Below are 18,805 nucleotides of genomic sequence, written 5' to 3'. Positions count from 1 at the left end.
CGCAAGCGCCACCGACCGAAGCGACCGCTCGCTTGCGCGACCCCTGTCTTCACTTCTTCAAGGAAGCGCGATGACCGTTCAAACGGCTCGGTGCAATCGATTCGACCGCGTGATGCTTTTGCTTCTTGCATTGTTCTGCATGAGCGAAACGCCGCTGGAAATGCTTGTCTCTGAATCGCCGGCGGAAATCGTGGCAGTACTCGTTGCCAAAGCGGCCTGGACGACGTTAGTCGCCGCGACGCTGCTACGCCGCCGTCTTGCCGCCCGCTTGCTCGCTTTCGCGTGCGCTGTCAGCGCGGTCGCCGTTTCGCTGACACTGCCGGACCTTGCCAGAACCTTCCCGTTCGCCTTTTCCGTTTTGAGCGTCGAAGTACTGCTCAAGCTCCTCGTATTCGTTCGCACGTCGTTTGTCCCATCCGGGCAGACCGCTGCAGTCCAACAGCAGGCGCTACTGAATTGAACCGGCCATTCCCGTTTTCAATTCCATCGGGGAGTATCGCCAGATGCCAACCCAGACGCTCGCCCGCGCTCGCGCGTGCATGTATCCGTGAGCGAGCTTGAACTGAACCGACTGTTTTATATCTTTTCAGAAATAGAAAGTGTATTCAGGAAGGTCATCCCGTAAGCTCAACAGTCGCGCCCTGGCGCGTAATCAGGTGATCACGCAATCCCGATTCCACTGAGTCGCTTCGATCTCGATACGCCGTTGGAACAGCGTGGTCTGATTTCGTTATCCATGCACGGAGACACGCATGAGCTACCTCGCCTCTTCCGACGGAACGATTCTCTATTACAAGGACTGGGGCGCAGGACGCCCCGTTGTTTTCATCCACGGTTGGCCGGTCAATTCGGACATGTGGGATTCCCAGATGCTCCATTTCGCGAACAACGGCTTTCGTGCAGTCGCTTACGATCGGCGCGGCTTCGGCCGTTCGGACCAGCCTTGGAATGGCTACAATTACAAAACGTTGGCCGACGATCTGAACGCCGTCATGACCAGGCTGAGCCTGGAAGACGCGTTGCTGGTTGGCTTTTCGATGGGTTGCGGAGAAGTGGTTCGGTATCTCGCCTGGTGTGGTAGCAGTCGCGTCTCTGGCGCTGTCCTGATTGGTCCGGTGACGCCGGGACTCATGCGAACAGAATCCCGCCCAGAAGGTGTGGACCCGGGCACATTCGAGGGTATGCGCGAAGCGATCCGACGAGACCGGGCAAGTTTCCTCGCAGGGTTCAACCCGCTCATGACCGGCTCAAACAGGGCGGACTCGGCCGTGACGGCTGAAGTGCTGAACTGGCTCCAGGCGATGGAATTGCAGGGAAGCATCAAGGCGACGGTTGAGTGCGTGACCGCTTTTTCGGCAACGGACTTTGAAGAAGATCTGGCCAAAATCACAGTTCCGACGCTGATTATCCATGGAGGCGACGATCGGACCGCGCCGCTCGAACTGACGTCGCGCATTACGGCGAAGCTTATCAAGGGTTCCAAGCTTGCGGTGTACGAAGGTGCGCCGCATGCTCTCATGCTTACGCACGGTGAGCGACTGAATCGCGATCTTCTCGAGTTCGCGCAGGCGAGCCACGGCAACAAGGCCCGGTAGCTGCCGCTGCGCGACAACTGCATTACGTTTGAATCATTGGCGACGCACCGATCGCGCCCGCAGCGATGGCATGCGCCATCGCGTTGCGGAACTCGCTGCGAATCTGGCATGTGGGTAGCTTTCAAAACCTTTTAATCGAACCACCGCCGACAAGCAGCCTCGTTAAGCGGCAGACACGTAGCGCAATCAAGACGAGGCTGGCGCTCCGGCCGGCTAGCTGACGCGCAGCGTCGTGTCGATACGAGTGCCGCGTTTGATGAAGAGCGTTACGGGCGTCTTTTCGCAGATCTCGGCGAGCCGCGCCCGTTGTGCGTCCACCAGCGGCCCGTCAACCGAGACGCTGCGCCGGATGTACTGCGTGCCGTCGTGGTCAGCATGCAGACTGACCTCCACACCGACCGTGGCGGCCGGCCACGCTTTGCGCTGCATGTACATACGCAATGTAGCGGCCGTGCAGGCCGCAAGCCCGGACAGCACGAATTCAAACGGAGCCGGGCCGCGGTCTTCACCGCCTTCGTGTGGGCCTTCGTCGCCGACCAGCGCATGGTGGCCGGCATCGATGGCGACGACGTAGTTCGGCGCATCGGCCGCAAGACGAGCGGAGGCAGAGGCGAGGGGCATGACTAATTCTTCCGTGTAAGGTGATGGGTGCCGGACTCAGATGGCAACGGAATGCGCCGGGTTATGTCGGGGACCGCTACTGTGCCGGTTGAAACGATTTTGCCATTGTTCGACATCCGCTCGACTTCGCGATGCGTTGTGATAGTCGCTACGCGGACCTTCGCAATAATACCGAGCCCCGAGCTTCGTGGAATTCCAATACGGAAGCGAGAATCGAGTGATTCGCGTTGGAGGCGTGACGACCGCGCCCGGCGGGACGGTAAATCGCGTCGCCACGATTTACGCGCTTGCCTGTTAAGGTGCAGATCGTCTTGTGGCGTGAATGCACTCGCTGCCATAGCTGATCGGCATAATGTCCGGACGTTGCGTCATACCAGCAGAGCGAGACAGTGGTTTGAGAAAGGCGTTCGAGAATTCGGATCGATCCGGAGAACGCAGCATCCGAACTCGATCCCCTCGATGCTGTACCCGCGGGCTGGCTCCGGACCATTGTGCGGTTTGGGTTTGCGGCATTCGTTTGCAATGTCCGCTGCGATGCGAGCTGAAGTGAGACGATGGTTCGGTGCCACGGCTCGTCGTTAGCTGAAGGATACATTGAGCAGCTCCATATCGGATACACGCGATCAATGGCACACTCCGTCGGTGCCAATTCCGCTTCAGACGTTGCGCGCAGAACATCGCGTTGAAGTCAGATTGATGCGCGTATTTTGGATCGGATCGGCCAGAAATGATCTTTATCAGCGGATTAAAACTCCTGAAACTTTACGCGCTGACGGTGGGACGCGGCGCCGTCCGATGTGTCGCTCGGCGCCTCACAGCAGGCTGCCACGGCCCAAGGATCGTGCAAGCGTGGGACAAGTAGCAATGTCACTTCTTGTCGAGGTTGCTCGGACCACTGTTTGAGACGCTGACCGGTGTTGCCGGGTGTCGCGTGAGCGTCTATTCGTGTCGAGCAGGGCGCAATGGCCCATCCGATGGCAAAGCGCTTCCCGCACGATCCTCGCCGGGGTTGCTGGTCTCTTCAGAACTATTCAGCTTCGCAACAACGACTTCTGGGTGTGCTGTCGCTAACATCCTGACTCCAACTCAACGCGGTCGGCAGGCGAGGCGAATATGATCGACGCAGGTAATACACACGCAGGCTCACTCGAATCCGAGCTTCCGTTTTCGTCCCTCGAATATCGGCAGCATCAGATGTTTCCGCGCCTTTCCAGTGCGGAGATTCGCAGTGCGAGCCGCTATGGCCGCCCGAAATCGTTCAAGGCCGGCGATTCGATTTTCAGAACTGGGCGCATTGCGGAAGGACTATTCGTCTTGCTGCGCGGCAATGTCCGGATCTATTCGTGCGATCCGCAAGGGCGTACCACCGTCGTGACAGACCATCATGACGGCCATTTCATGGCCGAAATGGCGCAACTCACCGGCAAACCGTCGCTGGTGGACGCGATCGCCATGACTGACTGCGAGACGCTCGTCCTGACGTCGGACCAGTTGCGGGCGCTGATCATCGCGGACGCCCAGTTGGGCGAGCACATCATGCGCGCGTTGATCCTGAGGCGTCTCGGGCTCATCGAGCAGGGGCTCGGTCCGATCATCGTCGGCAAGGGTGACGACCCGGGGGTGGTCCGCCTGCAAGGCTTCTTGCGGCGCAATGCCTATCCGGCTGCGGTGATCGATGCACACAAGGATTCGGACGCCGTGCAACTGCTTGCCGGCCTCACTTCGAAGGCCGAGGACTTTCCGCTTGTTTTCTGCCCGGACGGGTCGGTCCTGAGGGCGCCCGACGAAGCGGAGCTCGCCACCCGGCTCGGCCTCGTGCCGACGTTCAGTGCGAAGCAGCGCTACGACATCGCGATCATCGGCGCAGGTCCGGCGGGCCTTGCGGCGGCCGTTTACGCAGCCTCGGAAGGCCTTTCGGTCGTCGTTTTCGATCGGCGCGCGCCAGGTGGTCAGGCCGGTGCGAGCGCTCGTATCGAGAACTATCTTGGCTTTCCGACTGGCATATCGGGGCAAGCCCTTGCAGCACGCGCGTTTCAGCAGGCATTGAAATTTGGGGTTCACGTCGCCATTCCCACTGCGGTCGATCGGGTCGAAGGCGCGGCGGGCAACTTCTTGCTCGCGCTCTCCGATCGACAATGCGTTCGTGCGCGGACAGTCGTGGTCGCGAGCGGAGCGGTGTATCGGAAGCCTTCCGTGAAGGGCTTTGAGCGTTTCGAGGGCAGAGGGATCTACTATTGGGCGTCGCCCATCGAGGCGCGTCTCGTCAGTGGGAAAGACGTCGTGCTGATTGGCGGCGGTAACTCGGCTGGGCAGGCGGTCGTCTTTCTCGCGAACTTTGCGAAGAGCATACGGGTTCTGATACGTGGACATGGTCTCGAAGCGACCATGTCCCGTTACCTGATAGACCGGCTCAGCGCTCTGCCAAACGTGTCGATTTGCGCAAGATGCACGCTGGAATCACTGGAAGCGAGCGACGGTGGTCTTGAGCGAATCCGCGTCTTTCATCACGAAAATGGCAGCGAGCTCATTGAGACGAAGCATCTTTTCCTGTTCATCGGCGCGGATCCAAAAACGGACTGGCTGACATCGATGGGCGTTCGGCTGGATGAGCGCGGCTTTGTCGAAACGGGGCCGTCCGATGCGAGAGCGGGCGCTCAACGCTTCCCGCTCGAGACGAATGTGCCGGGGCTCTTCGCGATCGGCGACGTCCGTTCAGGCGCGCCGAAGCGGGTGGCCGCAGCGGTAGGAGACGGCGCGGCGGTTGTCAGCCAGATTCATGCGTGGCTCAGTCGGGACGAGGCGCGCGTCAAGGTTTCTCGAGGCGCGCAATGAGCGGCGTTGCGCGCGGCGTGAGCACAGCCTTAACCGTAGTGGGCACGATCAATAGTTTTCGTTAAAGGCCGACGTGGATGCAAGCCGTTACGGCTCGAGCAGCCGCATCAGCCGCAGTTCCTCGAAATCAAGCTCGGATTCGATGCGATGCAGGACCGCGTCGTCTACCTTGCCGTCGCGGTGCAGGCCGAGCAATGCCCCGCGCGACACCCCGACGAGTTCGAGTTCGACACGCAGGAACTGCGCACGGTGTTCGATTCGGTCCGCACCCAGCCGGTAGGCACTTTCGTTCGCGGTGACGCGAATCCGGTATTCGGCTAGCAGCCGTTCGAACGTCGCGCGTTCGATGCCGGACGAGCGCTCGTCGATTTCCTCGAGCGCAGCGAGAGAGGCGCCGAACGTATGGGCGCGCGCCTCATGCTCGGACATGGTGTGACGGGCCGTCGGGCGCAGTTTCAGCAGCCGGATCAGCGGTGCGAGGCTGCCGCCCTGCACGACAAGTGTCGCGATGATCAGCAGAAACGTGCTGAAGACGATCAGGTCGCGGCCAGGGAAATTGGCTGGCAGCGCGATTGCGGCCGCCAGACTGACGACGCCGCGCATACCCGCCCAGCCGAGCACGACCGCTTCCTTGAAGGTCCACGGCTGGCGGCCCGGGCGTTTCGCGCGTATCTGGTCGGGCAGCCAGATCGCAGCGAACACCCATGCGAGCCGCGCAATGATGGCTGCCGCAGTCGCCGGCAACGCGACACGCAGTCCGGCCGTCAACACGGCCGATTCGTGATTCACCCGCGACAGAAGCGCATGCAGTGTAAGGCCGATCAGGATGAAGACCAGCGCCTCGAGCACGAACACGACCGCTTCCCAGGTCGCCTTGGCTTTGATGCGCAGATCGGCGTCGAAGACCCGATGCTGGCGAATGCCGAGCACGAGACCGCAGGTCACGACGGACAGCACACCCGATCCACCGACGGCCTCCGCGATCCCGTAGCTGGCCCACGCCATAACGAAGGTCACGACGATGCCGAGCATAGGATCGCCCAGACGCGGCAACACCCAACACATGGCCTGGCCGCACACGATGCCGACCGCGATGCCGAGCAGGGTAAGCGTAAAGAACAGCACTGTTCCGCTCGTGACGGTAATGGTCGCGGCTAGCGCTGCCGAGACCGCCATCTGATAGAGCAGCAGGCCCGACGCGTCGTTCACGAGGCTTTCGCCTTCCAGCACGGCCACAAGCCTGGCGGGGAGCGGGTGGCGTTGAAGGATCGCTTTGGCGGCGACCGCGTCGGGCGGCGAGACGATCGCACCGAGCGTGAAGCATGCCGCCCATGGCAAGTTCGGGTTGAAAGCATGCACGGAGAAAGCCACCGCGACGGTGGTGAACGTCACGGCCCCGAGCACGAGCGAAACGATCGTGCCGATGCCGCGTTGGAATTCCTTCCACGCCGTATAGAACGAACTCGACATCAGCAGCGGCGGCAGCACGGCTGTGAGCAGCAGGTTCGGGTCCACGTCGGGCACGCGCCTGCCGGCGACTGCGATCACACACCCGCCGAGCAGCAGAACGACGGCAGGCGGGATCGCGATGCGCTCCGCGAGCCACGTCAGGGCGCCCGCGCCGCAGATCAACAGCAGGAGGTAATGGAAAAACTCGACGTTGCTCATCCGCTAGCGGCCCGGGGATTGAACGTCGATCACCGCGTAGACGACCACGGCGAGAACATGGGCAAGCTGCGAAAGGATGTGCGGTTTCATGGTGCGAGTCCTGGTTGGTGAATGTGGCGTGATAGGAACTGCGCGAAGAGGCTCGCGGAAAAAGTATAAGTTTGTCTGGATCGGGAAGCGTCCGATTAAGAATATTTAACCTCCGGCGCATTCGGCCTATCCGTTCGATCGGGGCTTTGGGTCCTGCGTGAGCGCGACGACGGCGCCGAATCGTGGCCATAGCTTGTGCGCCTCGCTGGGCGCAAGGCATTACAGCTTTATTTCAGGACTTTTCAGTTCGCGCCAAGGATTTCTGCCGCTTGCGTCGTTAGAGTGTCTGCCGGCATGCGGCGCTTCTCAGCGAGTTCTCGCTTCTCGCCACAACGCTATCAATCTCAACACGCAGGGTCGTCGCCACGCCCGCGCGCGGCGATGCAACGACGGAGATCCAGTATGAACACTCAGCAAATCGATTCGACCAGGCCTTCGGCGTCGCGCCGCAGGCTGCTTTCGGCAAGTGCGGGCATGGCCGGCGCCGTGGCCGCGGTCGCCGCCGCGTCCAGCGTGTCCAGCGGGTCCGCTAATGCGGCGACGGCGGGCGTCCCGGCGTCCACGAGCAGCACCTCGCATCATCACGGCGGCAGTTACGTGAGCGCGAAGGACGGCACGCAGATCTTCTTCAAGGACTGGGGCACGGGCGTGCCGGTCGTCTTCTCGCACGGCTGGCCGCTCTCGGCTGACGCTTGGGACGCGCAGATGCTCTTCCTCGTGAATCGGGGCTACCGGGTGATCGCGCACGACCGCCGTGGCCATGGCCGTTCGGGCCAGCCGTCAGCGGGCAACGACATGGACACCTACGCCGACGATCTCGCGGCTGTGCTCGACGCGCTCGACGTGAAAGGCGCGATGCTCGTGGGCCATTCCACGGGCGGAGGCGAGGTGGCGCATTACATTGGCCGCCACGGCGAGAAGCGTGTGGCGAAGGCTGTGCTGATCGGCGCGGTGCCGCCTCAGATGGTGAAGTCCGCGAACAATCCGGACGGTCTGCCGATGTCGGTCTTCGACGGTATCCGCGCGGGCGTGGCGGCGAACCGCTCGCAGTTCTATCTGGACCTGACCACACCGTTCTACGGCTTCAACCGCCCCGATGCAAAAGTCTCGCAGGGTCTCGTGCAGGACTTCTGGCGCCAGGGCATGGCCGGTTCGATCAAAGGCCAGTACGAGTGCATCAGGCAGTTCTCTGAAGTCGACTACACCGACGACCTCAAGAAGATCAGTGTGCCCACGCTGATCCTGCACGGCGACGACGACCAGATCGTGCCGATCGACGATTCGGCGAAGCTCTCGGCGAAGATCGTCAGGAACGCGACGCTCAAGGTCTACAAGGGCGCGCCGCATGGCATGTGCAGCACGCACGTCGATCAGGTCAATGCCGACCTGCTCGAATTCCTCAAGTCTTGAGGCATGACGGCGAGATCTGCGTAACTCGCTTGCCTGCTTTGCGTTTTGAACCAACGCGGAGCAGGCCTTTTGCGCATGGCGCCCGGTCTTGAGTGGCTTCGAAAAGGAAATGAAATGAGTTTGAAACAGCAAGGCTCGCACCCGCATAGCCTTGAGATTACGCGTCTGGCTGCCGCCGCTCGTGCGAACGCTGACGATGCGCGCGTCTGGCGCTGGTACGCCGACCTCATGGAAGACGGACGCGTGAGTTGCACGCGTACGCGCAAGGGGTGGCTGATTACCGTTGACGGTCGCTGCACGGTGGAAGACGAGTCGTTCGATTGCGCCGTGCGTCGAGCGGAGCAGACCTGGAGTGACATCGCGCGGTCTCAGGTCAAGCTGCTGCGCCGTGGCAAGACCGCTGTGAAGACAGGGATGTGTTCGAGGGCGGCGACCGCAACACCGGCACACTCAAGTGGACCGGCACACGCGTCGACCTGATCTTCGGTGCGCACTCGGTGGTGCGCGCGCTGAGCGAGGTCTATGCGAGCGCGGACGGTGAGCAGAAGCTGGTGCGCCACTTGGTGGCCGCGCGGGGCAAGGTGATGAACCCGGGCCGTTTCGAGCTCGCATGAGAAAGGCTTGAGTCACGCGACGAACGACGTTTGTCGTCAGCGCGTGACTCGAGGGATTGAGCGAGGTAACTGGACGGTGCTCCCGGGCATTCGAGGCTGAGGCCCGAGAGATGCCGATCAGAATGAGGATGACTGCTGGTCCCTTGCGGTCGCGTTGGAGCCGTGAGCACCCGGCAGCGATCCGAACATGTGCTGGCCGCATTTCGCCTCGCGCCATGCGGCACCCAACTTGTATCCGGAGAGCACCCTGCGCGCGAGCGGAAGTATCTGCTCGCCGGCCAGCATGCCTAGCAGGCCCATCAGCGCAATGGTGGGCGGCGCCGGCGATTGCACGCCGATCACACCGTAGACGACACCGGCAAGAATGCCGGCCAACAGGGAAAAAATATACGGTTTCATAGTGCGTGTTCCATTAACGACCTGTCCCGTTACAGGATCTACCCGGCGAATTCGTGAAAAGACTACCGGTTACTCGGCATTAAGAAAATCCCAATTAAGGGTTTTTAAGATTAATTATTCGGGCAATAAAATCTAATCCTTTTTTAGTTGTTGGCGGTGTGTCTGTGCGTGTCAAATAACCGCAGCTGGATGTCGAATCGCCCAGCGCCAATCCACATCGGACGCCCGCCGGCCACGCCGGCATGGCGACTCCCTCCTCTCTCCGGTTCAAAGGACATACCCGTCATGAACAATTCGAAGCTCGAAGTTCTCACTCCGCAGAACAGCCAACTGATCATCATCGATCACCAACCGCAAATGGCGTTCGGCGTTCAGTCGATCGACCGCCAGGTGCTGAAGAACAACGTCGTCGGTCTGGCCAAGGCGGCCAAGGTTTTCGACATTCCGACCACCATCACCACGGTCGAATCGCAAAGCTTCTCGGGTTACACGTATCCGGAACTGCTCGACGTGTTCCCCGAGCACAAGGTGCTCGAACGCACGTCGATGAATTCGTGGGACGACCAGAAGGTGCGCGACGCGCTCGCGGCGAACCGCCGCAAGAAAGTGGTCGTGGCGGGTCTGTGGACCGAGGTCTGCAACACGACGTTCGCGCTGTGCGCCATGCTCGAAGGCGACTACGAGATCTACATGGTGGCCGACGCATCGGGCGGCACGTCGAAAGACGCGCACGACTTCGCGATGCAGCGCATGGTCCAGGCGGGCGCCGTGCCCGTCACGTGGCAGCAAGTCCTGCTCGAATGGCAGCGCGACTGGGCTCACCGCGCGACCTACGACGCCGTGATGGCGATCGCGAAGGAACACTCGGGCGCGTACGGCATGGGCGTCGACTACGCATACACGATGGTCCACAAGGCAGCGCAGCGCACCGCGACGCCGCACGAGGTCCTGCCGGCCGTACCGGCACGTTAATCGCCTCGTCGCGATCGCGGGAACCGGAGGGATGCGCTCCGCGCGAAGGCGGCGGCAGCGCATCCCCCCGCGAGGCACTCGGGTTGAACCGCGAGGTCTCGCATCAGCATTCCAACCTCACAGAGAGACTGATCGTATGGAATCTTATCTGCTGTCCCTCGCCGCAGGGATGCTGATAGGCGTGATCTACAGCGTGATCAAGGTCCGCTCGCCGGCGCCTCCGCTCGTTGCCCTCATCGGCCTGCTTGGCATGTTGTTCGGCGCGCAGGCCGTTCCCTCCCTGAGGCAGTTGTTGGGCTTTTAATCGAACTGATAGAAACGAGGAAACGCAAATGGGCGCAACCGCTACCCATCCGGATCTGATTTTGCATAACGGACGGTTCACGACGCTGGATCGTTCGAACCCGGTCGCCAGTGCCGTGGCGATTACCGACGGCCGCTTCGTCGCGGTCGGCAGCGATGCGGACGTCATGCCGCTCGCGGGCCGCGCGACCAAAGTGATCGATCTCGGTGGCCGGCCCGCGCTGCCCGGTCTCATCGACAATCACCTGCATCTGATCCGCGGCGGTCTGAACTACAACATGGAGCTGCGCTGGGACGGCGTACGTTCGCTCGCCGTTGCCATGGAAATGCTCAGGCAGCAGGTCGCGATCACGCCGGCGCCGCAATGGGTGCGCGTGGTCGGCGGCTTCACCGAGCACCAGTTCGAAGAGAAGCGGCTGCCGACGCTCGACGAGCTGAACGCCGTCGCGCCGGATACGCCCGTGTTCATCCTGCATCTGTACGACCGGGCGCTGCTCAACGCTGCCGCATTGCGCGTGGTGGGCTATACGAAGGACACGCCCGAGCCGCCGGGCGGCACGATCATGCGCGACAGCGCGGGCAATCCCACCGGGCTGCTGCTCGCTAGCCCCAATGCATCGATCCTCTACGCGACACTCGCGAAAGGCCCGAAGCTGCCGCTGGAGTATCAATACAATTCGACGCGCCATTTCATGCGCGAACTCAACCGCCTTGGCGTGACCGGCGCGATCGATGCCGGCGGCGGCTCGCAGAACTACCCGGACGATTACGAAGTCATCCGCAAGCTCCATGATGCCGGCGAAATGACGGTGCGCATCGCGTACAACCTTTTCACGCAAAAGCCGAAGGCCGAAAAGGAAGACTTCGTGAACTGGACCGGCTCGGTCAGGTATCACGATGGTTCGGACTACTTCCGTCACAACGGTGCCGGTGAAATGCTGGTGTTTTCGGCGGCCGACTTCGAGGACTTCCGCGTGGCGCGTCCCGAACTGCCGCCTGGAATGGAAGGCGAACTCGAAGGCGTGGTGCGGGTGCTCGCACAGAACCGCTGGCCGTGGCGCCTGCATGCGACCTACGACGAAACCATCAGCCGCGCGCTCGATGTGTTCGAAAAGGTCAACGAGGATATTCCGCTCGACGGTATCAACTGGTTCTTCGATCACGCGGAAACCGTTTCCGAGCGCTCGATGGATCGCATCGCAGCGCTCGGTGGCGGCATCGCGGTTCAGCATCGCATGGCCTACCAGGGCGAGTATTTCGTCGAGCGCTATGGCGCGCAAGCGGCCCAAGCCACGCCGCCTGTCGCGAGAATGCTCGAGAAGGGCATCAAGGTCTCGGCCGGCACCGATGCGACGCGGGTCGCGTCGTACAACCCATGGGTGTCGCTCGCATGGCTCGTAAGTGGCAAGACGGTCGGCGGTCTGCGGATGTATCCGCAACGTAATCTGCTCGATCGCGATACGGCGCTGCGCATGTGGACGGAGTACGTCACCTGGTTCTCGAACGAAGAGGGCAAGAAAGGCCGCATCGCGCCCGGGCAGCTCGCCGACCTGATGGTTCCGGACCGGGACTTCTTCTCGTGCGCGGAGGACGACATAGCCGGAACCACCGCGTTGCTCACGGTCGTCGGCGGAAAGATCGTCTGGGGCGCGGGGCCGTTCTCGCAACACGATCAGCCAATTCCCCCTGCCATGCCGGACTGGTCGCCGGTGCGCCAATACGGCGGCTATGGCGGCTGGGGCGCGACGCAGCGCGACGGCGCGCCGCTCGGGCGTGCCGCTGCCGCTGCGATGTGCGCCTGCGCGAGCGCCTGCGGCGTGCACGGCCATGCGCACGCGAGCGCGTGGGCCAGTGCGTTGCCGACTTCGGATGCAAAGAGCTTCTGGGGCGCATTCGGCTGTTCCTGCTGGGCGATCTGACATGACGTTATGGAACGGCAGCAGCAACCCTGCATGGGTCCGTGCGCTGCTATCGCAGCCGTGGGTTGCGCCGCTCGCGCGCCTCGCACTCGTGTCCGCCTACCTCATCGGCGGTGTCACCAAAGCGTTGAACTTCGAGGGCGCGATTGCGGAGCAGGCGCATTTCGGCCTGCATCCGGCCGCCCTCTGGGCAGCGCTCGCGGTGGCGGTCGAGATCGCCGGCTCGCTGTGCGTGGTATTGCGCCGCTTCACATGGATCGGCGCAGGCGGCCTCGGCATGCTGACCGTCGTCGCGATGCTGGTTGCCAACGACTTCTGGAACCATGCCGGTGCCGAGCGCTTCATGGCGCTCAACAGTTTTTTCGAGCATCTGGGACTGATCGCGGGGCTCGTGCTCGCGACTCTGCTCGACGATACACGGCGTCCGGCCGGCGAGAGCCGCGCCTGACAGATTGATCAGTACGATGAAATATCAAGGAAATTCCGCTATGAAAGCCATTCGCACTGCCTTTGTTGCCTTGATGATTGCGGGCGGTCTCGCCGCCGCGCCCGTTGCGTTCGCGAAGCCGCCCGTCATGCCAGCCGAATCGCCGTCGGTCGCCGTCGGTCCGCAGTACGACACGACGCACGTCTACGTGGCACCCGAAGATTTCGACCGCTTCACCGACAGCTTCGTGGCGACGTTCGGCGGCAGCAAGTCGAAGCAGGGTGTGTTTCAGGTCACGCCGACACCGAGCCAGACGATGTCGCAGCTCGTATTTACGCCGGCAGGCACGATCTCCGTGTTCGGCTTCAAGACGCCCATGCCGTATCCGTTCGGCGCGGAGCGCACGGGCTACCTCGTGACGGACATGGACGCGGCGGTGAAGTCGGCGCGTGCACTCGGTGCGGATGTGGTCGTCGATACGTTCCCCGACCCGATCGGCCGCGATGCGATCATCACATGGGCGGGCGGCACCAACATGCAGCTCTACTGGCACACCGAGGCCCCGCGTTACGACAAGCTGCAAACGATTCCCGAGAATCGGGTCTACGTGTCGCCGCAAAGCGTGCACAAGCTGGTTCACGATTTCGTCAAGTTCTCGCACGGCAAGGTGGTGTCCGATGACCTGAAGGCGCCGGGTGTCGAGATCGGCAGGCCTGACGACACCTATCGCCGCATTCGAATCGAATCGCCGTTCGGCAAGATGACCGTGCTCGTGACGGACGGTCATCTGCCTTACCCGTTCGGGCGCGAAGTGACCGGCTACGAAGTATCGAATCTGGCCGATACGCTGCAAAAGGCGAAGGCCGCTGGCGCCAATGTGCTCGTGCCGCCGTTCAACTCGGCCGGGCGTGATGCCGCGATCGTGCAGTTCCCGGGCGGCTATATCGCCGAAATTCATGCGGGCGCGGCGCAATGAAGTCCGAGGATCCGATCCTTGCCGCGATCGCCGGCTTTGTCGACACGCTGAGCTTCGTTGCGCTGTTCGGTTTGTTCACCGCACACGTGACGGGCAACTTCGTGTTGATCGGCGCCGGCATCGCCGGTTCCGGTCAGGGCGTTCTGCTCAAGCTGATCGTGTTTCCCGCGTTTATCGGCGGGGTCGTTCTCAGCAGCCTGCTCGTGCGTTGGCTGCCGCAGCAGCATGCGCGTCAGGGCGCACGCCTGCTCTTTGCGGTGCAGGCCGTGCTGATACTCGGCTTTTGCCTGGCCGGCGTATGGGCATCGCCGGTCAGCCGGCCCGACAGCTTGCCTGTCATCGTGGCCGGCGCCGTGGGTGCGTTCGCGATGGGCGTGCAGAATGCGCATCCGCGTTTGATTCAGCGTCCTGGCGTGCCGAATACGGTGATGACGGGCAATGTCACGCAAGCCGTTCTGGACGTGATCGACATGTTGTCGCCGGACACGCTCGACAACGTGCGCACTGCGGCGCGCTCGCGCTTCGGCTCGATGATGCCGGCCATTGTCGCGTTTGCGGTTGGCGCGATAGCCGGGGCACTAGGGCTGGTCTACATGGGCTTCTGGGCGCTGCTTGCGCCGGCGTGTGCGCTCGTCGGGCTCGCGGTGAGTACGGGAGAACACGAGCGCGCGATTGCACCGGGGCACTCGTGAATCCGGGAGGCGCAGGGAATCATCCCGCTCAGGCCCGGGTCGTGAGCGGGACGGGCAAACACAAACACAAGCCGATCAAAACAAGGAAATCCATGGTATCGAGTAGGACGCGCGCGCGACGATGCGCGAAGGCCGCGCGCTTGACGGTCATCGCCTTGCTATTGCTGGCGGGCGCCGACGCAGCGTTCGCGGTAGCGGCCGTGCAACCGCTTGCAGACGCGAGCCTCGCGGCTGATCCGGCCGGTGCGAGCACAGGCACGGCGGCAAACAATGCCACATCGAACGACGCGTGTAACGTCAAACGTCCTGCCGTGATGTTCAACCGCTGGCAGGAGGACTGGTCGGTGCTTGCGAACCCCTGCGTTCCGCGCAAGCCGCTCGACCGCCTCAAGTACATTCCGCTCGGCGGCGATCCGGCCTCCTATCTGTCGCTTGGCGCGAACCTGCGTGAGCGTATCGAAACCAATGACGCACCGCTGTTCGGTATCGGCACCGCGCAATCGGACACCTATCTGCTTCAGCGCATCGAAGTGCACGCCGACGCACGTCTCGCCGAGCACTGGCAGTTTTTCGTGCAACTTGTGGATGCACGGGCGTTTGGCAAAAACGTGGTGACGCCGGTGGACAAGAATCCGCTCGATCTCGAGCAGGCATTCGCGGCCTACACCGGAGCGCTCGGCGGCGGCACGTTCAAGTTTCGCGTTGGCCGCCAGGAAATGGCATTCGACTTGCAGCGTTTCATTTCTGTACGCGATGGTCCGAACGTCCGACAGGCGTTCGATGCCATCTGGGCCGACTACGAATACCAGAAGTGGCGCTTTATCGCCTACGCAACACAGCCCGTGCAGAATCGCAACGCGACCGTGTTCGACGATGTGTCGAACCGCAATCTCACTTTCAGCGGCGTGCGTTTCGAGCGCCAGTCCGTCGGGCCGGGTGACATGTCCGGCTACTGGTCCCGCTATAACAACACCAACGCGCGATACCTCGACGCTCATGGTTCCGAGCACCGTGACGTGTGGGACCTGCATTATTTCGGTACGCGCGGCGGTGTGGATTGGGATGCCGAGGCGATGCTGCAGACGGGAACGGTCGGTAACAGTACGGTTCTCGCGTGGGCGGTCGGCTCGATCGCGGGTTACAAGTTCGACCTGCCGTGGACGCCCCGTGTCGCACTGCAACTCGACGCGGCGTCTGGCGACCGGCACCCGCACGACGGTCGGCTCGAAACCTTCAATCCGCTATTTCCGAACGGCTATTACTTCACGCTAGCCGGCTATACGGGCTACGCCAACCTTATCCATGTCAAGCCGTCGATCACGCTCAAGCCTTCGGCCAGTCTCACGCTGCTGGGCGCGCTGGGCTTCCAATGGCGCGAGACGACCGGCGACGCCGTGTACCAGCAGCCGAGTCAGCCCGTGCCGGGCACGGCGGGCAAGGGCAGCCGGTGGACAGGGATGTATGTGCAATTGCGCGCGGACTGGACGATTGCCGCCAACCTGGTAGGTTCGGTCGAAGCCGTGCACTTCCAGGTGGGAAACTCGGTTCGTGAGGCGGGCGGCCGCAATGCCGATTACGCGGGCGTCGAATTCAAATACGGGTGGTAGGACCTGTCGGCTGTCGTGCCGATCCCGGCGGCGTCAGGCGCGCGGCCGGGATCGGGCCATTTTGTCTACGTCGCTCAGTTTGACTCCGGCCGGCCCGATGGACGAACGGGCTCGTTGTTCAGGCGCTCAAGGCAAACAACTCGCCGGCAAAGCTACATCGCCTGCGAGAGGTTTTTGAACTGCCCTCCCGGCGGCGTGCTCATCCGACGCGCATTGGAACTTCTCCGCGACGAACGTCCGGATGCATTCGAACAGGCTATACATCGGCTCCGGCCCGTCGATACAGACGTTGACGAGCGACTTCGAGACGAGCTCATCGATGTTTTCAATCAAGCCGCGCGTCGTGACTGCCATGTCGTTGACGACGCCACGCAGCGAATCGAAGTTGAACGGTCCGGCGAACCGGTAAAGCTGAACGAGCAGGGACTGGGCCGAGTCGCTCAACAGGTCGAAGCTGACATCGAGGGCGGCCTGTAGACAGCGATGCCGCGACGTCGCAGTGCGGTATCCCCCGGAGAGGAAGGACAGTCCATCGCTCAGCAGGCGTTGCACGCCTTCTACGCCCAACAACTCCGCCCTCCCGGCGGCCAACTCGATTGCGAGTGGAATACCGTCCAGGCGCTGACAAATCTTTCCGATGCTCGCTATCTCGGCGATGCGAGGGACAAACCTCGGATGCATTTGCTGCGCATGGTGGACGAACAGCTGGACAGCCGGACTGTTCAGCATCTCGTCGCAACGGTCCGTGAGTTTGGGAACAGCAAGCGGATCCACCCTGAAAACCGTCTCGTTGCGAATCTTCAGCGGCTCCCGGCTCGTCACCAGGAACTGGATGCCAGGGCTTACCGTCAACAAGGCTTCGACAATTTGTGCAACCGCTGAGATGACATGCTCGGCGCCGTCGAGTATCAACAACCACGGGGCATTCGACAGCGCTGCTCCCAGATACTCGGAAGAGACGATGTCCTCCGGCATTTCGATACCGCAACCGTACGCGATGGCACTCAGCACCTCGTCAATCGTGGGTGCGGACGCAAGATCGACAAAGGCCACCGTCGCCGGGCATGACGGCGCTATCCGATAGGCGAGTTCAAGTGCAAGACTCGATTTTCCGACACCGGCTATGCCCGTCAGCGTGAGCACCTGGGAGTCCGCCAATACCTCGGCTGCCTTGGCCACGACTACCTCTCTCCCGATGAGATTCCCGACGCGGCGCGGGAGCGGCCGCGTGCTGGCGGCAGTACCGAGTTTCGGCTGGACGTCCTGAGACGGGGCCAGCCGGTAGCCACGGCGCGCGACCGTAACGATGAGGTCCCGGTCATCACCCAGCGCCTTGCGCAGCGCAGAGATATTGACGTCGATGTTGCAGTCTTCGACGACGGTGCCGGGCCAGACCGTGCTCATCAGATCGGACCTCGACACCACTCGACCATTTGCCGAGGCGAGCGTCGCCAGCAGGTCGAAGGCCCGCGAGCCCAGCCGTATATCCTGGCCATCGCGCCGCAAGCGTCGCGCGTTCATATCGAGTTCGATTCGGCCGATTTTCATAAGGTCGCCTCCAGCAAGGAAAATAGACACGCGTGTCTTCGCCAGCGGTGAGTGGTGAAGTGATGTCGGCTACCGACGGAGTGCGTGCTTGATAACGCTGCTGGCGTGTCTGAACGCAGCGTCTGTCGGGCCGGTTTCAGCCAGGCCATCGAAAACCATGAAGTCATGAATCGTGCCGATATAACGAGCGGCATTCACTCTGACGCCGGCGCGCATGAGCTTGCGGGCATATTCCTCGGCGTCGTCGCGCGTAATGTCGTTCTCTGCCGTAATGACGAGTGCGGCGGGCAGGTCTTCGAGGTCGTCGGGTTTCGACCGTATCGGCATCGCCGCCGCGAGTGAGCGCGATCTCTCAGGAAACTGCGACTCGATGAAACGCTGCAACGCCCTGGCCGTCATGCCGGGCCCCGTCGCGAACTGGCGATATGACTGCGTGGTGGAGTCTGCCGACAGGATGGGGCAAAACAGCACTTGCAGTCGCAGAGGCGGGCCATGCCGGTCTCTCGCCCATCGCGCCACGACTGCAGCGATGTTGCCGCCTGCGCCGTCGCCGGCCACCGCGATCGCGCGACCATCGACCTGCAGCACGTCGGCATGTGCGGCGACGTATTGCAGCGCGGCGTATGCCTCTTCGTTTTGTGTCGGAAACAGGGCCTGAGGCGCGGGCGAACAGCGGACGAAGACAACCGCCACCTCTGCTTCAGCCGAAAGGCGTGACACGAGCCTGCGGTGGGTTGCGAAGCTCGCCATGCGCCAGCCGCCGCCCGGGTAGTAGAGCACGACGGGCAGTAAGCCCGGCGCGCCGGCCGGTCGCACGATGTGCACCTCAACGGCGCCGCTCGGTCCGGTCTCGAAGGTCAGCGCTTCGGTCGTGACGGCATACTCGTCTGCGCCACTGTCGTCACTGTCGGCGCGGCCGGGGAACCATGGCTGTTCGGCGAGCAGCGAATCCGGATGCAAGCCGGCTTCGGAGACCAGATCGAGAAACTGCTGCGTCTCGGGGTCCAGCACCGGGTGGGATGACCATGGCGTCGCGAGCCGCGGTGACGCGGAATCGGCGGTACTTGCAGGCGGGACGTGGTCCATGAGAGCCGACGCAGGAGAGTTGAGCGGTTGGGGGGACTCTAGCTTG

General features: G+C 62.5%; 17 protein-coding genes and 1 pseudogene. 12 read left to right on the top strand and 6 right to left on the bottom strand.

The features are described 5' to 3' along the window. Nucleotides 1–70: 70 nt before the first annotated feature. The gene (locus LJ655_RS11250) at nucleotides 71–460 is read left to right on the top strand and encodes a hypothetical protein (RefSeq protein WP_230561318.1); all 390 of its coding nucleotides are present in this window, start codon (nucleotides 71–73) and stop codon (nucleotides 458–460) included. Nucleotides 461–752: 292 nt separating this feature from the next. Further along, entirely contained in the window at nucleotides 753–1,595 is an 843-nt protein-coding gene (locus LJ655_RS11245) for an alpha/beta fold hydrolase (RefSeq protein ID WP_230561317.1), read from the top strand. Nucleotides 1,596–1,808: 213 nt separating this feature from the next. Here LJ655_RS11245 and LJ655_RS11240 read toward each other — a convergent pair whose 3' ends face one another. Together LJ655_RS11240 and LJ655_RS30355 are read right to left on the bottom strand one after the other, a co-directional pair. Next, complete coding sequence (locus tag LJ655_RS11240) at nucleotides 1,809–2,216, bottom strand: OsmC family protein (protein WP_230561316.1); 408 nt, start codon at nucleotides 2,214–2,216, stop codon at nucleotides 1,809–1,811. 148 nt (nucleotides 2,217–2,364) lie between these two features. Beyond that, nucleotides 2,365–2,706, bottom strand: coding sequence for a DUF3331 domain-containing protein (locus tag LJ655_RS30355; protein WP_425605800.1), 342 nt, complete (start codon nucleotides 2,704–2,706; stop codon nucleotides 2,365–2,367). Nucleotides 2,707–3,329: 623 nt separating this feature from the next. On the opposite strand from LJ655_RS30355, the gene LJ655_RS11235 reads away from it, so the two are divergent. Further along, nucleotides 3,330–5,048, top strand: coding sequence for an FAD-dependent oxidoreductase (locus LJ655_RS11235; RefSeq protein ID WP_230561315.1), 1,719 nt, complete (start codon nucleotides 3,330–3,332; stop codon nucleotides 5,046–5,048). 87 nt (nucleotides 5,049–5,135) lie between these two features. On the opposite strand, the gene LJ655_RS11230 is transcribed toward LJ655_RS11235, so the two are convergent. Beyond that, on the bottom strand, nucleotides 5,136–6,716 hold the full coding sequence (locus LJ655_RS11230) for a Na+/H+ antiporter (RefSeq protein WP_230561314.1): 1,581 nt from the start codon (nucleotides 6,714–6,716) through the stop codon (nucleotides 5,136–5,138). A gap of 492 nt (nucleotides 6,717–7,208) precedes the next feature. Between LJ655_RS11230 and LJ655_RS11225 the strand changes: the two genes are divergently transcribed. Beyond that, nucleotides 7,209–8,216: an alpha/beta fold hydrolase gene (locus LJ655_RS11225; protein ID WP_230561313.1), complete on the top strand. Its 1,008-nt coding sequence runs from the start codon at nucleotides 7,209–7,211 to the stop codon at nucleotides 8,214–8,216. Nucleotides 8,217–8,626: 410 nt separating this feature from the next. Continuing rightward, nucleotides 8,627–8,830 (top strand): annotated as a pseudogene (locus LJ655_RS11220) (catalase-peroxidase); the annotation flags it as partial. Between the two features lie 117 nt (nucleotides 8,831–8,947). Here LJ655_RS11220 and LJ655_RS11215 read toward each other — a convergent pair. Beyond that, nucleotides 8,948–9,229 (bottom strand): XapX domain-containing protein, encoded by a 282-nt coding sequence (locus LJ655_RS11215; protein ID WP_230561312.1) that lies wholly within the window; start codon nucleotides 9,227–9,229, stop codon nucleotides 8,948–8,950. 285 nt (nucleotides 9,230–9,514) lie between these two features. Here LJ655_RS11215 and LJ655_RS11210 point away from each other — a divergent pair, with 285 nt between their 5' ends. From LJ655_RS11210 to LJ655_RS11180, 7 genes are all read left to right on the top strand, one after another. Further along, complete coding sequence (locus tag LJ655_RS11210) at nucleotides 9,515–10,201, top strand: hydrolase (protein ID WP_176126486.1); 687 nt, start codon at nucleotides 9,515–9,517, stop codon at nucleotides 10,199–10,201. Between the two features lie 136 nt (nucleotides 10,202–10,337). After that, nucleotides 10,338–10,505, top strand: coding sequence for a DUF1427 family protein (locus LJ655_RS11205; protein ID WP_230561311.1), 168 nt, complete (start codon nucleotides 10,338–10,340; stop codon nucleotides 10,503–10,505). Nucleotides 10,506–10,533: 28 nt separating this feature from the next. Continuing rightward, nucleotides 10,534–12,423: an amidohydrolase gene (locus LJ655_RS11200; RefSeq protein WP_230561310.1), complete on the top strand. Its 1,890-nt coding sequence runs from the start codon at nucleotides 10,534–10,536 to the stop codon at nucleotides 12,421–12,423. Between the two features lies 1 nt (nucleotide 12,424). Continuing rightward, a complete protein-coding gene (locus LJ655_RS11195; RefSeq protein WP_230561309.1) occupies nucleotides 12,425–12,871 on the top strand; it encodes a DoxX family protein in 447 nt (148 codons plus the stop codon). 40 nt (nucleotides 12,872–12,911) lie between these two features. Next, nucleotides 12,912–13,826: a glyoxalase gene (locus LJ655_RS11190; RefSeq protein WP_230561308.1), complete on the top strand. Its 915-nt coding sequence runs from the start codon at nucleotides 12,912–12,914 to the stop codon at nucleotides 13,824–13,826. Then, a complete protein-coding gene (locus tag LJ655_RS11185; RefSeq protein WP_230561307.1) occupies nucleotides 13,823–14,518 on the top strand; it encodes a YoaK family protein in 696 nt (231 codons plus the stop codon). The genes LJ655_RS11190 and LJ655_RS11185 overlap by 4 nt, the downstream gene beginning before the upstream one ends. Nucleotides 14,519–14,610: 92 nt before the next feature. Continuing rightward, entirely contained in the window at nucleotides 14,611–16,125 is a 1,515-nt protein-coding gene (locus LJ655_RS11180) for an alginate export family protein (protein ID WP_230561306.1), read from the top strand. 126 nt (nucleotides 16,126–16,251) lie between these two features. Here LJ655_RS11180 and LJ655_RS11175 read toward each other — a convergent pair whose 3' ends face one another. Together LJ655_RS11175 and LJ655_RS11170 are read right to left on the bottom strand one after the other, a co-directional pair. Continuing rightward, on the bottom strand, nucleotides 16,252–17,673 hold the full coding sequence (locus tag LJ655_RS11175; protein WP_230561305.1) for an ATP-binding protein: 1,422 nt from the start codon (nucleotides 17,671–17,673) through the stop codon (nucleotides 16,252–16,254). 69 nt (nucleotides 17,674–17,742) lie between these two features. Then, a complete protein-coding gene (locus LJ655_RS11170) occupies nucleotides 17,743–18,759 on the bottom strand; it encodes an alpha/beta hydrolase (protein WP_230561304.1) in 1,017 nt (338 codons plus the stop codon). Nucleotides 18,760–18,805: the final 46 nt, after the last annotated feature.

Origin of the sequence: Paraburkholderia translucens (genome assembly GCF_020881035.1) — a bacterium.
GTDB lineage: Bacteria > Pseudomonadota > Gammaproteobacteria > Burkholderiales > Burkholderiaceae > Paraburkholderia > Paraburkholderia translucens.
Note: the sequence above shows the minus strand (reverse complement) of the source record. Positions and strands in the feature narration are given on the sequence as shown.

Coding starts and splice junctions, on each gene's coding strand:
- LJ655_RS11195 (WP_230561309.1), top strand. CDS start 12,425: ATGACGTTATGGAACGGCAGCAGCAACCCTGCATGGGTCCGTGCGCTG.
- LJ655_RS30355 (WP_425605800.1), bottom strand. CDS start 2,706: ATGGTCCGGAGCCAGCCCGCGGGTACAGCATCGAGGGGATCGAGTTCG.
- LJ655_RS11230 (WP_230561314.1), bottom strand. CDS start 6,716: ATGAGCAACGTCGAGTTTTTCCATTACCTCCTGCTGTTGATCTGCGGC.
- LJ655_RS11200 (WP_230561310.1), top strand. CDS start 10,534: ATGGGCGCAACCGCTACCCATCCGGATCTGATTTTGCATAACGGACGG.
- LJ655_RS11210 (WP_176126486.1), top strand. CDS start 9,515: ATGAACAATTCGAAGCTCGAAGTTCTCACTCCGCAGAACAGCCAACTG.
- LJ655_RS11175 (WP_230561305.1), bottom strand. CDS start 17,673: ATGAAAATCGGCCGAATCGAACTCGATATGAACGCGCGACGCTTGCGG.
- LJ655_RS11185 (WP_230561307.1), top strand. CDS start 13,823: ATGAAGTCCGAGGATCCGATCCTTGCCGCGATCGCCGGCTTTGTCGAC.
- LJ655_RS11250 (WP_230561318.1), top strand. CDS start 71: ATGACCGTTCAAACGGCTCGGTGCAATCGATTCGACCGCGTGATGCTT.
- LJ655_RS11215 (WP_230561312.1), bottom strand. CDS start 9,229: ATGAAACCGTATATTTTTTCCCTGTTGGCCGGCATTCTTGCCGGTGTC.
- LJ655_RS11190 (WP_230561308.1), top strand. CDS start 12,912: ATGAAAGCCATTCGCACTGCCTTTGTTGCCTTGATGATTGCGGGCGGT.
- LJ655_RS11245 (WP_230561317.1), top strand. CDS start 753: ATGAGCTACCTCGCCTCTTCCGACGGAACGATTCTCTATTACAAGGAC.
- LJ655_RS11225 (WP_230561313.1), top strand. CDS start 7,209: ATGAACACTCAGCAAATCGATTCGACCAGGCCTTCGGCGTCGCGCCGC.
- LJ655_RS11205 (WP_230561311.1), top strand. CDS start 10,338: ATGGAATCTTATCTGCTGTCCCTCGCCGCAGGGATGCTGATAGGCGTG.
- LJ655_RS11170 (WP_230561304.1), bottom strand. CDS start 18,759: ATGGACCACGTCCCGCCTGCAAGTACCGCCGATTCCGCGTCACCGCGG.
- LJ655_RS11235 (WP_230561315.1), top strand. CDS start 3,330: ATGATCGACGCAGGTAATACACACGCAGGCTCACTCGAATCCGAGCTT.
- LJ655_RS11240 (WP_230561316.1), bottom strand. CDS start 2,216: ATGCCCCTCGCCTCTGCCTCCGCTCGTCTTGCGGCCGATGCGCCGAAC.
- LJ655_RS11180 (WP_230561306.1), top strand. CDS start 14,611: ATGGTATCGAGTAGGACGCGCGCGCGACGATGCGCGAAGGCCGCGCGC.